The sequence below is a fragment of the Acidocella aromatica genome, assembly GCF_014201825.1.
Lineage (GTDB): Bacteria > Pseudomonadota > Alphaproteobacteria > Acetobacterales > Acetobacteraceae > Acidocella > Acidocella aromatica.
Genome location: NZ_JACHFJ010000001.1, coordinates 107,606 through 121,833, shown reverse-complemented (window position 1 = coordinate 121,833; position 14,228 = coordinate 107,606). Strand labels below are relative to the sequence as shown.

At 63.4% G+C, this 14,228-nt stretch carries 16 protein-coding genes; 6 read left to right on the top strand and 10 right to left on the bottom strand.

Features of this window, described 5'->3' with window-relative positions; all coding sequences use genetic code 11:
* Positions 1 to 33: 33 nt before the first annotated feature.
* Positions 34 to 1,893: a dihydroxy-acid dehydratase gene (gene ilvD / locus HNP71_RS00625; RefSeq protein WP_183264919.1), complete on the bottom strand. Its 1,860-nt coding sequence runs from the start codon at positions 1,891 to 1,893 to the stop codon at positions 34 to 36.
* A gap of 149 nt (positions 1,894 to 2,042) precedes the next feature.
* Here ilvD and eno point away from each other — a divergent pair, with 149 nt between their 5' ends.
* Positions 2,043 to 3,320: a phosphopyruvate hydratase gene (gene eno / locus HNP71_RS00620; RefSeq protein WP_183264918.1), complete on the top strand. Its 1,278-nt coding sequence runs from the start codon at positions 2,043 to 2,045 to the stop codon at positions 3,318 to 3,320.
* 97 nt (positions 3,321 to 3,417) lie between these two features.
* Here eno and HNP71_RS14295 read toward each other — a convergent pair whose 3' ends face one another.
* Positions 3,418 to 4,170, bottom strand: coding sequence for a tetratricopeptide repeat protein (locus tag HNP71_RS14295; RefSeq protein ID WP_183264917.1), 753 nt, complete (start codon positions 4,168 to 4,170; stop codon positions 3,418 to 3,420).
* Positions 4,171 to 4,464: 294 nt separating this feature from the next.
* Here HNP71_RS14295 and HNP71_RS00610 point away from each other — a divergent pair, with 294 nt between their 5' ends.
* From HNP71_RS00610 to HNP71_RS00590, 5 genes are all read left to right on the top strand, one after another.
* Positions 4,465 to 4,971, top strand: coding sequence for a type III secretion system chaperone family protein (locus HNP71_RS00610; RefSeq protein WP_183264916.1), 507 nt, complete (start codon positions 4,465 to 4,467; stop codon positions 4,969 to 4,971).
* A gap of 13 nt (positions 4,972 to 4,984) precedes the next feature.
* On the top strand, positions 4,985 to 5,791 hold the full coding sequence (gene proC / locus HNP71_RS00605; protein ID WP_183264915.1) for a pyrroline-5-carboxylate reductase: 807 nt from the start codon (positions 4,985 to 4,987) through the stop codon (positions 5,789 to 5,791).
* A gap of 63 nt (positions 5,792 to 5,854) precedes the next feature.
* The gene (locus tag HNP71_RS00600) at positions 5,855 to 6,787 is read left to right on the top strand and encodes a ribose-phosphate pyrophosphokinase (RefSeq protein ID WP_183264914.1); all 933 of its coding nucleotides are present in this window, start codon (positions 5,855 to 5,857) and stop codon (positions 6,785 to 6,787) included.
* An 18-nt stretch (positions 6,788 to 6,805) separates the two neighbouring features.
* Entirely contained in the window at positions 6,806 to 7,423 is a 618-nt protein-coding gene (locus HNP71_RS00595) for a glutathione S-transferase N-terminal domain-containing protein (protein ID WP_183264913.1), read from the top strand.
* A gap of 3 nt (positions 7,424 to 7,426) precedes the next feature.
* Positions 7,427 to 7,990, top strand: a complete 564-nt coding sequence (locus HNP71_RS00590; RefSeq protein WP_183264912.1) for a histidine phosphatase family protein — start codon at positions 7,427 to 7,429, stop codon at positions 7,988 to 7,990.
* A gap of 172 nt (positions 7,991 to 8,162) precedes the next feature.
* Here HNP71_RS00590 and HNP71_RS00585 read toward each other — a convergent pair whose 3' ends face one another.
* The 8 genes from HNP71_RS00585 to HNP71_RS00550 form a co-directional block, all read right to left on the bottom strand.
* Positions 8,163 to 8,963: an exodeoxyribonuclease III gene (locus HNP71_RS00585; protein ID WP_183264911.1), complete on the bottom strand. Its 801-nt coding sequence runs from the start codon at positions 8,961 to 8,963 to the stop codon at positions 8,163 to 8,165.
* Between the two features lie 31 nt (positions 8,964 to 8,994).
* Entirely contained in the window at positions 8,995 to 9,555 is a 561-nt protein-coding gene (locus HNP71_RS00580; protein ID WP_183264910.1) for a LolA family protein, read from the bottom strand.
* Between the two features lie 85 nt (positions 9,556 to 9,640).
* Positions 9,641 to 10,021: a MarR family transcriptional regulator gene (locus tag HNP71_RS00575; protein ID WP_183264909.1), complete on the bottom strand. Its 381-nt coding sequence runs from the start codon at positions 10,019 to 10,021 to the stop codon at positions 9,641 to 9,643.
* A 385-nt stretch (positions 10,022 to 10,406) separates the two neighbouring features.
* Complete coding sequence (locus tag HNP71_RS00570; protein WP_183264908.1) at positions 10,407 to 11,798, bottom strand: leucyl aminopeptidase family protein; 1,392 nt, start codon at positions 11,796 to 11,798, stop codon at positions 10,407 to 10,409.
* A 127-nt stretch (positions 11,799 to 11,925) separates the two neighbouring features.
* Positions 11,926 to 12,165, bottom strand: a complete 240-nt coding sequence (locus HNP71_RS00565; protein WP_183264907.1) for a cold shock domain-containing protein — start codon at positions 12,163 to 12,165, stop codon at positions 11,926 to 11,928.
* A 186-nt stretch (positions 12,166 to 12,351) separates the two neighbouring features.
* Positions 12,352 to 12,801 (bottom strand): GcrA family cell cycle regulator, encoded by a 450-nt coding sequence (locus HNP71_RS00560; RefSeq protein ID WP_183264906.1) that lies wholly within the window; start codon positions 12,799 to 12,801, stop codon positions 12,352 to 12,354.
* Positions 12,802 to 12,918: 117 nt separating this feature from the next.
* A complete protein-coding gene (locus tag HNP71_RS00555) occupies positions 12,919 to 13,431 on the bottom strand; it encodes an SH3 domain-containing protein (protein WP_183264905.1) in 513 nt (170 codons plus the stop codon).
* Entirely contained in the window at positions 13,413 to 14,168 is a 756-nt protein-coding gene (locus HNP71_RS00550) for a HesA/MoeB/ThiF family protein (RefSeq protein WP_183264904.1), read from the bottom strand. The genes HNP71_RS00555 and HNP71_RS00550 overlap by 19 nt, the downstream gene beginning before the upstream one ends.
* Between the last annotated feature and the right edge of the window lie 60 nt (positions 14,169 to 14,228).

Sequence of the window (14,228 nt, the reverse complement as noted above, 5' to 3'; positions counted from 1 at the left end):
GGCCATGCTCTGTTGAGCATGGCCTTTTCTCGTTCAGCAGCGCTTGAGCTGGCTTACGTCGCGCACAGCGCCACGGGCGGCGCTGGTGGTCATGGCCGCGTAGGCCTGCAGGGCGGCGGAGACGTGGCGCTCGCGGTTCGGGGTCCAGGCATCCTTGCCCTTGGCCTCCATGCGCGCACGGCGGGCGGCGAGTTCCTCGTCGCTCACCGCGATCTTCAGGACGCGGTTGGGGATGTCGATCTCGACCGTGTCGCCTTCCTCGACCAGACCGATCGTGCCGCCTTCGGCGGCTTCGGGCGAGACATGGCCGATGGATAGACCCGCCGTGCCGCCGGAGAAGCGGCCATCGGTGATGAGGGCGCAGGCTTTGCCCAGGCCTTTCGACTTCAGATAGCTGGTCGGGTACAGCATCTCCTGCATGCCGGGGCCGCCCTTCGGGCCTTCGTAGCGGATCACCACCACATCGCCCGCCTTGATGCGGTTGCCGAGAATGGCGGAGACGGCGTCATCCTGGCTCTCGAAGATGCGGGCCGGGCCGGAGAACACCAGGATGGAGGGATCAACGCCCGCGGTCTTCACGATCGCGCCGTCCAGCGCGATGTTGCCGGTGAGCACGGCGAGGCCACCATCCGGGCTGAAGGCGTGGGCGATGTCGCGGATCACGCCTTTCTCGCGGTCGGTGTCCAGCGTCTCGTAACGGCGGGCTTGGCTGAAGGCCTGGGTGGTGCGCACGCCGCCGGGGGCAGCGAGGAACAGGGTGGAGGCGGCGTCGTTGCCGGTATGGCCGGGGGCGCGGATGTCCCAGGAGGCGATGGCGTCGCCCAGCGTGGGGGCGTGGACGGTCGGGACATTGGTGTGCAGCAGCCCGCCACGGGACATCTCGCCCAGAATGGCCATGATACCGCCAGCGCGGTGCACGTCCTCCATGTGCACATCGGCCTTGGAGGGCGCGACTTTGCACAGGTTGGGCACGCGGCGGGAGAGGCGGTCGATATCCGCCATGGTGAAGTTCACCCCACCTTCCTCGGCGGCGGCCAGCAGGTGCAGCACGGTGTTGGTGGAGCCGCCCATGGCGATGTCCAGCGACATGGCGTTCTCGAAGGCCTCGAAGGTGGCGATGCCGCGTGGCAGGGCGGTGGCGTCGTCCTTCTCGTACCAGCGCTTCGCCAGCTCCACGATTTTGCGCCCGGCTTCCAGGAACAGCTCCTTGCGGTCGGCATGCGTGGCCAGCAGGCTGCCATTGCCCGGTAGAGAGAGGCCCAGCGCCTCGGTAAGGCAGTTCATGGAATTGGCGGTGAACATGCCGGAGCAGGAGCCGCAGGTGGGGCAGGCGGAGCGCTCCATGCCCGCCGCTTCCTCGTCGGTCACGTTCGGGTCGGCGGCGGACACCATTGCGTCGATCAGGTCCAGCGCCTCGGTCTTGCCGTTATGGATGTACTTGCCCGCCTCCATCGGCCCGCCGGAGACGAAGATGGCCGGGATATTGAGGCGCATCGCGGCCATCAGCATGCCGGGGGTGATCTTGTCGCAATTGGAGATGCAGACCATGGCGTCGGCGCAATGGGCGTTGACCATGTACTCCACGGAGTCCGCGATCAGCTCGCGCGAGGGCAGGGAGTAGAGCATGCCGGAATGGCCCATGGCGATGCCGTCATCCACCGCGATGGTGTTGAATTCCTTGGCCACGCCGCCCGCCGCCTCAATCTCGCGCGCCACGAGTTGGCCGAGATCCTTGAGATGCACATGGCCGGGCACGAACTGGGTGAAGGAGTTCACCACCGCGATGATCGGCTTGTTGAAATCCCCGTCCTGCATGCCCGTGGCGCGCCACAGCGCGCGGGCGCCGGCCATGTTGCGGCCGGAGGTGGAGGTGCGGGAGCGATATGCGGGCATGGTTGCGTCCTGATGGGTTGGAATACTGCCGGTTCGGTTATCCTTCTATATGGGGAATGGCAACCGCCAAGCCTAGAGCGGGCTTTGTGCTTGCCTGGGGGGCGTGGCTGGGCTACTCGCGCCGCATAATTCAAGCAGGAGCCAGTCAGATGACCGCCATTGCCGATATCGTCGCCCGGGAGATTCTCGACAGCCGGGGCAACCCCACCGTGGAAGTGGACGTGCTGCTGGAATCCGGCGCGTTTGGCCGCGCCGCAGTGCCGTCCGGCGCTTCCACCGGCGCGCATGAGGCCGTCGAGCTGCGCGATGGCGACAAGTCCCGCTATAACGGCAAGGGCGTGCTGCAGGCCGTTCAGGCTGTCGAGGGCGAGATCCTCGACACCATCGGCGGGCTGGACGCCGAGGACCAGGTCGGGATCGACAATATCCTGATCGACCTGGACGGCACCCCGAACAAGTCCCGCCTGGGCGCGAACGCCATCCTGGGCGTCTCCCTGGCGCTGGCCAAGGCTGCCGCCGTGGATAACGGCCTGCCGCTGTACCGCTACATTGGTGGCGTGTCCGCCCGTACCCTGCCGGTGCCGATGATGAACATCGTGAATGGCGGCCAGCATGCCGACAATCCGATCGACATCCAGGAGTTCATGATCCAGCCCGTGGGCGCGTCCTCTATCGCCGAGGCCGTGCGCATTGGCTCCGAGATCTTCCACATGCTGAAGAAGCAGCTGCATGATGCCGGCCACAACACGAACGTTGGTGACGAGGGCGGCTTCGCCCCGAACCTGAAATCGGCCGACGAGGCGCTGGGCTTTATCTCCAAGGCCTGCGAGAAGGCTGGCTATATTCCGGGCGAGGACATCACCTTCGCGCTGGATTGCGCCTCCACCGAGTTCTTCAAGGACGGCATCTACGACCTCGAGGGCGAGGGCAAGAAGTTCGACGCCGGACAGATGGTCGATTATCTGGCCGATCTGTGCGCGCGCTTCCCCATCGCCTCCATCGAGGACGGTTGCGCCGAGGATGACTGGTCCGGCTGGAAGCTGCTGACCGAGCGCCTGGGCGGCAAGGTGCAGCTGGTTGGCGACGATCTGTTCGTGACCAACCCGGTGCGTCTGGCCCGTGGCATCGAGGCGGGTACCGCCAACTCCATCCTGGTGAAGGTGAACCAGATCGGCACCCTGACCGAGACGCTGGAAGCGGTCGAGATGGCCCACCGCGCCGGCTACACCGCCGTGATGTCGCACCGTTCCGGCGAGACCGAGGACGCGACCATCGCCGACCTCGCCGTTGCTACGAACTGCGGCCAGATCAAGACCGGCTCGCTCGCCCGCGCAGACCGCACGGCGAAGTACAACCAGCTCATCCGCATCGAGGCTGAGCTGGGTGGCACCGGCCGTTACTACGGCCCCAAGATGCGCCGCGTCTAAGGTATGAAAAAGCGCCCTTTTGGAAAAGGGCGCTTCCAAAAATGTCGGAAAGAAAGGGCCGAAGCGGTACTCTCGCCGCTTCGGCCCTTTTCTTTGTTTACGACCAGCTATTGTTGTTCAGGTCGTCGTCGCTGCCGGAGTCACCCCAGCCAGGGGTGCCGTTAAGCCCGTCGTCGCGATTATCGTCGGGGAAATTCTGCTGCGGCGTATCGGCGCGGGCCTCGCCGCGGCCGGTCAGGCCGTCGATGATCCGTTCACCCGCCGCGAAGCCCGCGCCAGCCGCAAGGCCGGAGACCAGCGAACTGCCAAACCCGCCGCCACCGCCGCCAAACCCGCCGCCGGGGCCGTAGCCGGGGGGGGCGCCGTAGCCCATCGGGCCGTTTTGCATGGGGCCGGACGCGCCATAGCCGGGGTAAACCGTGCGCCGCCTCCCGAACATGCGCAGCAGCACGAACAGAACAATGAAGCCGCCAATGACCATGATCGCCGGGCTGATGCCATGATGGCGCTCGGGCGTGACGGCGGCGTGGGGGGCGTTGATATGCGCCTGTAGGGCCGAGACCTCCTGCGGTTTGGCGAAGGGCAGGCCGGGGGAGATGGTCTGCGCCTTGGTCAGCGCCTGGGCGGCGGCGGACTCATTGCCCTGGGCGTCCTGCGCCTCGGCCAGCAGATACCACGCCACGCCGCTCTGCGGGTGTTGGGCCAGCACATTGTTCAGCGCCTGGATGGCCTGGGTCTCCTGGCCGTTGGCGATCATGTTCTGGATATCACGCGGGGTTTGCGCCTGCGCGGCCGGAGCCAGCAGCAGCGCGCCCGCCAGCGCGAAGGGGGCAAGAAAGACTTTGTTCATAAGAACTCCTGTAACCACGCCACATATGGGGAGTGGGCGGATGAATATCCACGCCCCGCAGCTTAGCACGCCCCTCGGGGGTGCCACAGCCGGAAACATGGTAACGGGCTGTAACGGCATGCTGCTTTTCTAACCATTTGTTAGCTGTATTTTTGCGCTGGCGGAAAAGCTTTTCGTTGCACCGGGTTGGGGAATCCGCATAGAGTCGGAGTCGTGGGGAGAAACACTGGCGGCGGCACGAAAAACCCCAGCATCGTCTCACCCGGCACCTCTGGCTGCACCAGGAGACTTGTCATGACGAGCCTCGCCCTCCACGAAGACGAAACCGCCACCGTCTCCAACCCGCTCGACCTAGTGGAACAGGTGATCGCCGGTAACGACTGGATGTTCGACCGCCGCTCGGATGCCGAGCTGGCCGCCGAGGCCAGTGGCAAATGGTGCGATTATGGCATGTTCTTCTGCTGGTCGGACGAAATCTCCATTATGCATTTCTCCTGCGCCTTCGACATGAAGGCCCCTGCCAAGCAGCGCGGCGCCATGTATGAGCTGCTGGCCAAGGCGAATGAGCGGCTCTGGATCGGGCATTTTGGCATGGATGAGGAGACCGGCATGCCGGTGTACCGCCATTCGGTGCTGCTGCGCGGCGTCTCGGGTTCGGCGGAGTCGGTCGAAGACCTGATCGACATCGCCGTTACCGAGTGCGAGCGCTTCTTCCCGGCGTTCCAGTTTGTGCTCTGGGGCGGCAAGAGCGCCGATGAGGCGCTGGATGCGGCCATGCTGGAGTGCGCCGGAGAAGCGTGACATAACGCTTGGCATGACTGGATTACCTTCTCTCCTGCTCGTCGGCGGTGGCCGCATGGGCAGCGCAATGCTCGCAGGCTGGCGTGAGCGTGGCCTCTCCCAGGCCATCGTCGTGGACCCTTCGGCGGAGGCCGCCAAGCTCGCGGGCCCCAATGTCACCGTGGTGGCGGATGCGGCGGCGATCCCCGCCGGATTCGCGCCAGAAGCGGTGGTGCTGGCGGTAAAACCGCAATCGGCGGCTGAGGCGCTGCCCGCCTATGCGCGGTTTGCGGGAGGCGCGGTATTCATCTCGATCATGGCAGGTAAGACCGTAGAGGCTGTGACTCGGCTGCTCGGCGTTCCCGCCGCTATCGTGCGTGCCATGCCCAACACCCCTGCCGCCGTGCGTCAGGGCATCACCGTGGCCTATGCCGCGGAGGCCGTGACGCCTGTGCAAAAGGCCCTGGCCGACACGTTGCTCGGTGCTACCGGCGAGATCGCCTGGGTGGAGGAGGAAGGGCTGCTGGACCCGGTGACGGCCATCTCGGGTGGCGGTCCGGCCTATGTTTTCCTGTTGACTGAGCTGCTTGAGCAGGCTGGCCTGGACCAGGGGCTGCCCCCGGAACTTGCCCGGCAGATGGCCCGTCAGACCGTAATCGGCTCCGCCGCCCTGCTCGCCGCCTCGGCCGAGGATGCCGCGCAGTTACGCATTGCCGTGACCTCGCCCAAGGGGACCACCGAGCGTGCTTTGGCAGTGTTGCGCGCGGATGACGCTTGGCCAAAATCTTTTCGAGAGGCCATCCAGGCCGCCACGGAACGGTCACGGGAGCTCTCCGCTTAATTTACAAGGTGGAACCTGATTGCTACACCGCGCCCGACCAGACTTTCACCGGGAAGAGCCAGCATGAAAATTGTCGCCTGCAACAGCAACCGCCCACTGGCCGAAGCTGTCGCCGCCGGTTTGAACCTTCCGCTGGCGAAGGCTTCCATCCGGCGCTTCGCCGATATGGAAGTGTTCGTGGAAATCCACGAAAACGTCCGCGGCGAGGATGTGTTCGTCGTTCAGAGCACGTCCTACCCCACCAATGACAACCTGATGGAGTTGCTGATCACGCTCGACGCGCTGCGCCGCGGCTCCGCCCGCCGCATCACGCCGGTGATTCCGTATTTCGGCTATGCCCGCCAGGACCGTAAGTCCGGCCCGCGCACGCCGATTTCGGCCAAGCTCGTCGCCAACCTCATCACCGAGGCCGGCGCAAACCGCGTGCTGACCATGGACCTGCACGCCGGGCAGATTCAGGGCTTCTTCGACATTCCCGTGGACAACCTCCCCGCCGCTCCGCTCTTCGCGCGCGATATCGAGGAGCGTTTCGCGGGCCGTGAGCCGATGATCGTCTCCCCCGACGTGGGCGGCGTGCTGCGTGCGCGCATCATCGCGCGGCGCCTGAACACCGACCTCGCCATTATCGACAAGCGCCGCGAGCGCGCCGGTGTCTCCGAGGTGATGAACATCATCGGCGATGTTGAGGGCCGCGACTGCATCATCATCGACGATATCTGTGACTCCGGCGGCACGCTGTGCAATGCCGCCGAGGCGCTACTGGCCAATGGCGCCAAGTCCGTGGAAGTATATGTCTCGCATGGCGTGCTCTCGGGCGGCGCGGTGGCGCGCATTGCCGCTTCGCCGATCGGGATGATGACCATCACCGACTCCATCGCGGCCACCGAGGCGGTGCGTCTGGCGCATAACATCCGCCAGCTCTCCATCGCCCCGCTGCTGGCCGAGGCGATGCGCCGCATCTCGACCGAAAGCTCCGTCAGCTCGCTGTTCGACTGATCATGTAAGGGAATGCCGATGAAACTCTTCTATGCGCCTGGTGCTTGCTCGCTTGGCATTCACATTCTGCTGGAAGAGATCGGCAAGTCTTTCGAACTGGTGAGGCTCGATCTCGCCAGCGGCGCGCAGTACAAGCACGACTATACCGCGATCAATCCGAAATCGAAGGTGCCGGCGCTGGTGCGCGACGATGGCTCGTTGCTCACCGAGTGGCCGGCCATCGCTTGGTATCTGGCAAAGACACACCCCGAGCTTGGGCTGCTGCCCGAGGATCTGGAAGGCGAGGTCCGGACGCTGGAGCTGCTGGATTATATGGTTGCCACCGTGCATATGCGCGGATTTACCCGCATTTTCCGTCCTGCCAACTTTACCCCGACCAATGCCGATGAGCCCGCCGTGGCGCAGACCGGGCGGGATGTCGCCGCCACCGGGTTCAACCTGCTGAGCCAAGCGCTGGGGGCCAAGGCGTATCTTATGGGCGATTACAGCATTGCCGATGCGATGCTGTTCTGCCTCGAGTTTTGGGCTGTCGGCCGAGCCAATATTTCGCTGCCCGCGAACCTTACCGCGCATCTCGAGCGCATGCGTGCGCGCCCGGCCGTACAGCGCGCCTTGGCCGCCGAAGGGCTGACTTAAGCCTTGGCGCTGCCCCAGGTCCCGTTCTGGTTTCTTCGCCATGGCGAGACCGATTACAACGCCGCCGGGCTGAGCCAGGGGGCGCTGGATACTTCACTCAACGCCACCGGCCGGGCACAGGCCGCCATTGCGGGGCCGATGCTGGCTGGGCGGGGGATTACCACGATCATCTGCTCGCCGATGCAGCGTACCCGCCAGACCGCGAGCATCATCAACGAGTTCCTGAACCTGCCCGTGGAGTTTGAGCCCGGGCTGCGTGAGGTGGTGTTCGGCGGCATGGAAGGCAAGCCGCTCTATCCGTGGTTCAGCGAATGGCTGGAGGGGCGGAATACGCCCGAAGGGGCGGAGAGCTTCGCAGAGGTGCTGCTGCGCGTGGAAGACGCTATGGAGCGCGTGCTCACCGCAATGCCGGGGCCACTGCTGATCGTGGCGCATGGCGGGATTTTCCGCGCGGTGCGGGATCTGATGGGGCTGCCCAAGCAGGGGTTGACCAGGAACGCGGTGCCGATGCTCTGCCTGCCTGAAGACGGGAACTGGCGTGTGGAATTTCCGCCCGAGGCTGAGTAGCGGTCTTACCCAGTCAGGGCGGCGATGGCCATGCCCACTAGAAAGGCAAGGCCGAGGATCGCGGGTTTGGGGAGGGTGAATCTCATCTAAAGGCTCCGTCGGCCCGCTATATGGGCGCGAATGAGCCTTTATTGTTACGAATATTTTAAACCTGAGCCATGCTTCATTCGCGTCACACACTTAACGTGACGGCAACCGGAACATGGTCCGAGGGCTGCTCCCAGCTCCGGGCCTCGCGCAGAATTTTGTAGCTCTTAAGTTCGGCGGAGAGGTCCTGGGTCACCCAGATATGGTCGAGGCGGCGTCCACGGTCGGAAGCTGCCCAGTCGCGGTTGCGGTAGGACCACCATGTGTAGAGCTTTTCGGCCGGCGGCACGAAATGGCGCACTGCATCGTGCCAGCCCTGGGCCATCCAGGCATTCAGCCCCTCCACCTCCACCGGCGTGTGGCTGACGACGCCGAGCAACTGTTTGTGGCTCCAGACGTCATGCTCCAGAGGCGCGATATTGAGATCACCCACAAGCACGGCGCGCCGGGGCGGATATTTGGCGAAATGCGCCGTCGTCTCGGCTAGAAAATCAAGCTTGTGGGCGAATTTCTCGTTTTGCGTCCGGTCGGGGATGTCGCCGCCTGCGGGAACGTAGAAATTATGCACGGTGACTGGCGCGCCGCCCGTGGCCACTTCGGCGGAGAGGTGGCGGCAATCGGACTTGCCGCACCAATCGGGCGTGTTCTCGGCCAGGGTAAGCGGCAGGCGCGAGAGGATCGCCACGCCGTTATAGCCCTTCATGCCCCGCTTGAGCACATGGGGGAAATTAATGGCTTGGGCGATGCCCTCGGGGAACAACTCGTCCGGCACCTTGGTCTCTTGCAGGCAGATGACATCCGGCGAGAGTTCAGCGACTAGCTTGTGCAGATGCGCCTGGCGCAGGCGCAGCGAGTTAATGTTCCAGGTGGCGATGGTGAGTTGCATCGCTCCTTCCTAGCGCAGCTTGGGGGAAAAACTACCCCCCGTGATGCGCCGGGTTAGCAGGGCGGTTGTACTGGAACAGCTTGTCCGGGTACGGCCCGCCGGGCAGCACGTCATACAGGCTGACGCGGGTTTGCTTGCCCTGGGCATCGGTAACCACCCATTGGCGCAGTTGCAGTGGGTTGGTGCCAAACACCAGGGTAAGCGTGCCCTGGGCGGCCTTGTTCTTGCGGATCAGGGTGATGTCGTATTCACCGGGCTCGCGGTCGATGCCGGTGACGCTGACATTGGCCGAGGTCAGGTTGACATGCGTGGCCAGCAGAATGCCAAGCGGGGTGCTGTCGAGCGGGATGTAGGTGGTCTGGTCCAGGGCGGGGTCGTGATAGACGAGCACTCCGAAACCGGCGACGAGCAGTTCCGGATCTGGCGGGTCGTATTCAAAGCGCATGCGGCCGGGCCGTTGCAGCCATGCCTTGCCCGTGCGAGTCGAACCATCCCAGGCGACCTGCAGGAAATTCGCGGTCAGCCCTGTTTGTTCGTTCAGATAGCTTTCGACCTGCGAAATAAGCTGCTGATCGGCAGCATTGAGCTGCATAGGGGTAGTCTGGGCCCGTGCGGGGGCGGCCAGACTAAGCCCTAAGAGCAATCCCGCCAGTGCGAACCGGCGGCTAATGTTGCGTTTAGCCAGCGGCGCGGCGGCTGGCGGCTTCGGTTTTGTTGGCAGCGAGAGCATCGGCCATAATATGGCGCGTTTCACGCAGGAAAGCAGCCCCCTTAACGGTGCGCTGCACCAGCACGCTGCGGCGGTCGGAGGGATCGACCTTGCGGCGGATGAAATCCAGCTCGGTCAGACGGTCGAGCGCGCGGGTGATCGCCGGCTTCGATACGTTAAGCTCCTGGGCAAGGCCGCGGACGGTGTGGGCGCCGTCGGTCAGGTAACAGGTAAGAAACACGCCAAGCTGGCGGGCGGAAAGATCGACCCCGTCGCGGCGGACGAGAGAAACAATAGTGTCCCGAAGAATCCCGACAAGTTGGTCGGAAGAGAGTGGCGCAGCAGCCATATTCTGTTGGTCCTTAATGAAGCGAAGATACACGGATGCCACCGATATGAATTCAGGCAACCGATACGGTAAACGATCAGTACACTATCTGATCACGAAATTCCAATAGCTTCTAACAGATAGATACAAAATCTTTGTCCATTTTATTAACGCTTAGTCATTTCGGCAAGTGTGCTTAACGAAATATCGAAATAAAACGGTACAACTACTAGGAAGTAACAGGAAAGTAAGCGTTCATTTCAACAACTCATGTGGGTAGAAAAGGCATCCTTGCAATCCGGGCTGTATCAAAAAACAACATTAGTTTGTGGCTTGGATGCTAACATGTCGAAAATTTGTTTCATGATTGATGAAAACGCGTAGCCGCTATCACAAAATGTATGAGCTATGTTGCGCCGCGGGAAAGGGTCTCAAGCGCGGTGGTGAGTGCGCGCAGAGTTTGCGCCTCGCCACCTTCCGGCCGGCCGGGGCGGGATGAATCGTTCCAGGCGTAAACATCGATATGCGCCCATGAAACATTTCGTGAAACAAAACGGCTAAGGAATAAAGCGGCGGTGATGGCGCCGGCATGCGGCTTGCTGGAAACATTGGAAAGATCAGCAACCGGGCTGTCAAGCCAAGAGGCGTAGCCTTCGTGAAGGGGGAGGCGCCAGAACGGTTCTGCCGCAACGATCCCGGAATGAAGGAAAATGCTCGCCATTTTTTCGTCATTGCAGAATAACGCGGGAAGATCAGGGCCCAAAGCCACGCGCGCGGCGCCGGTCAGGGTTGCTGCGTCAATGAGCCAATGTGGGGAAGTTTCGGAGGCTTCGGCGAGAAGGTCGCACAGTACGAGGCGCCCTTCGGCGTCGGTGTTACCAACCTCGACGGAGAGGCCAGAACGCGTGCGCAACACATCGGACGGGCGCATGGCATGGCCTGAGACACTGTTTTCGACGCAGCCAATACGCAATTCTAATCTAATTGGTAGATTTAACAACATTACCGATTCTGCAACGGCGAGCATGATCGCAGCACCACCCATGTCTTTTTTCATGCGCAGCATTGCAGAGCTTGGCTTCAAATCGTAACCGCCTGTATCGAAACATACACCTTTCCCGCAAAGTGAAACGAGCGGCGACATTTCGCTGGCGCTGCTTCCTTGCCAGCGCAGAACGACGACTTCCGGTGCGCGGTCGGAACCAGCGCCGACGGCGGCGACGGTTGGATAACGAGCGGTGAGGGCATCGCCATTGATGCGTTCCGCTTGCGCACCGTGGCGCGCGGCAAGCTGCATCGCGGCGTCGGCAAGTTCCGCCGGGCCGAGCAGGTTGGCTGGAGTGTTGATCAGGTCGCGCGCCAATATGGCGGCGCTGGCGAGGATGGTGGCGCGTTCCGGGACGCAGGCCGAGGCCAGAAGGGCGGGGGTTGCTTTCTTGTTCTTCAGCCGGTCGAAGCGGTATGCGCCGAGCAGGAAGCCAAGCGCTGCGTCCTCCGGGGAGTAATTGCCGGGAGCGATGCTCCACACACTGCCGGGGGGCAGGCCGAACGCAGCGGCGCCGAAGCCGTGCAGGGCTGGGGCTTCGCCTAGCCCAACCAGGGCGCGGGCGATTGCGCCGGTGGAATCGGCCAGCAGAAGGACCTGGCCGGTTGCCGCGGTGAAGTTTTGTAACTGCGCGGCCGAGACGGCACCGGGGAGGTCTGGCAGAAGGGCCGTCAGCCCGTCTGGCCGCACGCCGTGCAGGGGCAGTCCCGTAATGTCTGCATCAACCCTCAGCCCCGCGATGTGTCTGCTCATGTATATACATGCTCCGTGGTGCCGAAGCTCTATATCATTACGAGACGCTCGTCACTTGCCTATAAATTGCAAAGGCCAGCGGGGTTCGCCCGCTGGCCTGGCATATGGCTTGGTATGTGTGGAAGGCTTAGTGGAGACGTTCGATGCCGATGGCAGCTACGCGGCCTTCTCGCTGCTGCAGGGCGAAGCGCACCCGCTCACCCTCGTTCAGCTTGCGCAGGCCTGCGTGCTGAACGGCACTGATATGCACAAAAATATCATTTCCGCCGGTGTCCGGGGCGATGAAGCCGTACCCCTTCCCGGGGTTGAACCACTTCACAATGCCGGTGAGTGCGGCGCCCTTTTGGTTGTCCTGCATCGTTTCCATCTCGATACCTTTCTTGGCCCGGCTGTTCCGAGCATTCTTCACGTCCGCCGGCGATGACTGCCGACGGGCGCAGGCTATTCGAAATGGTTACGGTGATCAATCAAAAGAAGTGCTGCGGCGCAGCGGTGGTTTACGTAAACGGCAGGCTCTTTCTGTTAACGTAAGTTGCCGCAGCGATAGAGTGGCTTACGCCGCGTCTTCGCGCTTATCGCGCACGCGCACATAGGCGATGGAGGCGTGCTCCTCGCAATAGGGCTTACCAGTTGCGGCGGCGGCGTTGCAGAAATGGAAGCTCGGCTTGCCGGGCTCGCCGATCGGCCAGCAGCAGGGGGTGGCACGCGGACTGCTGGACTTAGCGGCTGGCATGATGGCGCGTAGCGCCGGCACGGGCGCGCCGATGGAAGCGGCGAGTGGCGGCAGCGTGGGGCCCTGGGTGCGCTTGGGCGCGGCTTGGCGCGGGGTGGCGTCACCCTCCAGCCGGCGGATGGGCGAGGGACGCGCAGGTAAGTTCAGGCGGTGCGCCTTGCCGACCACGGCGTTCTTGGAAATGTTCAAACGGCGGCCGATCTCGGCGGTCGAAAGGCCTTCGGCCCATAGCGCCCTGAGCTTGGCGATGGTCTCGTCTGTCCACTCCATGTCGTGGGGTCTCCCTGTTGCTGCTACCAAATACAGTAGAGGTGAGGGGTATATCTCGCAATATCTAGGGCAGCTTGCCCGAGTCCTTTTCTGTGGAAAACTGGAAAATCGTCGCGGCTACTTCACGGCCTCGCCGGTGAAGGTGCCCCAGAAATCGGTGCGCGCCAGATAGCCTGTCTCGTGTCCGGTGGAAACCTTGCAGAAATCGGCTCCCGCATCGCAGCGTAAAAGCTCGCCGCTCACGCCCTGGTTGAGGTAAGCAACCACGGCGCTGCCGGGACTGGGATTGGCGTGCAGCAGAGCTTGGGTGGCGGTCACGTAAAAGCTCCGGCGGGCGCGGATGGTGGCCTGATGCACCCAGCCCGTGCCGCCATCGGGGGCCATGATCTGGCGCCAGACGTCGAACTCCCCGATGATCTCAACCGGCAGACCCTGGCGCTGGTACACCCAGGTTACCGGATACTGGAACCCCGGCCCGGCTCGGAAATTCACCTGGTCCGAGCGCAGTGAGACGAAGCGCGGCACCGGCAGCTTGCTCACCTGGCCAAGGGCGGGGCCTGGGCCCTGGCCCGGATCGGGGGCCGCGGCGCAGAGCAGTAGGAGCGGGAGGGTCAGCCACAGACGGCGCATGCGGGGTCCTTTTTCAACTTAATCTTGCGGAATTGCGCGTCCAGCGCGTTCCACACCAGCAACCAGCCGGACATGGACTGGCCGATGCTGGTGATTTCCTTGAGCACTTCGGTGGCTTGCAGCGTGCCCATCACGCCGGTCACAGCACCCAGCACCCCAGCCTCGGAGCAGGGGGGCACCAGCCCTTCGGGCGGCGGCTCGGGGTGCAGGCAGCGATAGCACGGCCCGCCCTCGTGGGGCTTGAAGGTGGAGAGTTGCCCCTCGAAGCGCAGCACGGCGGCGCTCACCAGTGTCTTGCGCGCGGCCACGCAGGCATCGTTGAGCAGGAAGCGCGTGGCGAAATTGTCGGTGCCGTCGCAGATGATGTCGTAATTCGCGAGGAGGGCGGCCGCATTATCGGCGTCCAGCCGGGTCTGGTGTTGCACCACGGTCACCAGCGGGTTGATCCGCGCCAGCGCCTCGGCGGCCGAAGCCGTTTTGGCTTGGCCCAGGCTGGCCATGCTATGCATGATCTGGCGCTGGAGGTTGGAAAGCTCAACGATGTCGGCATCCACCAGCCCGATGGTGCCCACCCCAGCGGCGGCCAGATACAGGGCCAGCGGTGAGCCCAGCCCGCCAGCGCCCACCACCAGCACGCGGGCCGATTTCAGCTTCATCTGGCCGGTGCCGCCCAGCTCGCGCAGCAAAATATGCCGCGAGTAACGCTGAATTTCATTTTCAGAGAGGTTAAATTCCATTGCGCGCTCTATATTATGTACCGGGCATGGGGCCAAACCCTGGCAAACCACTTCACGCCC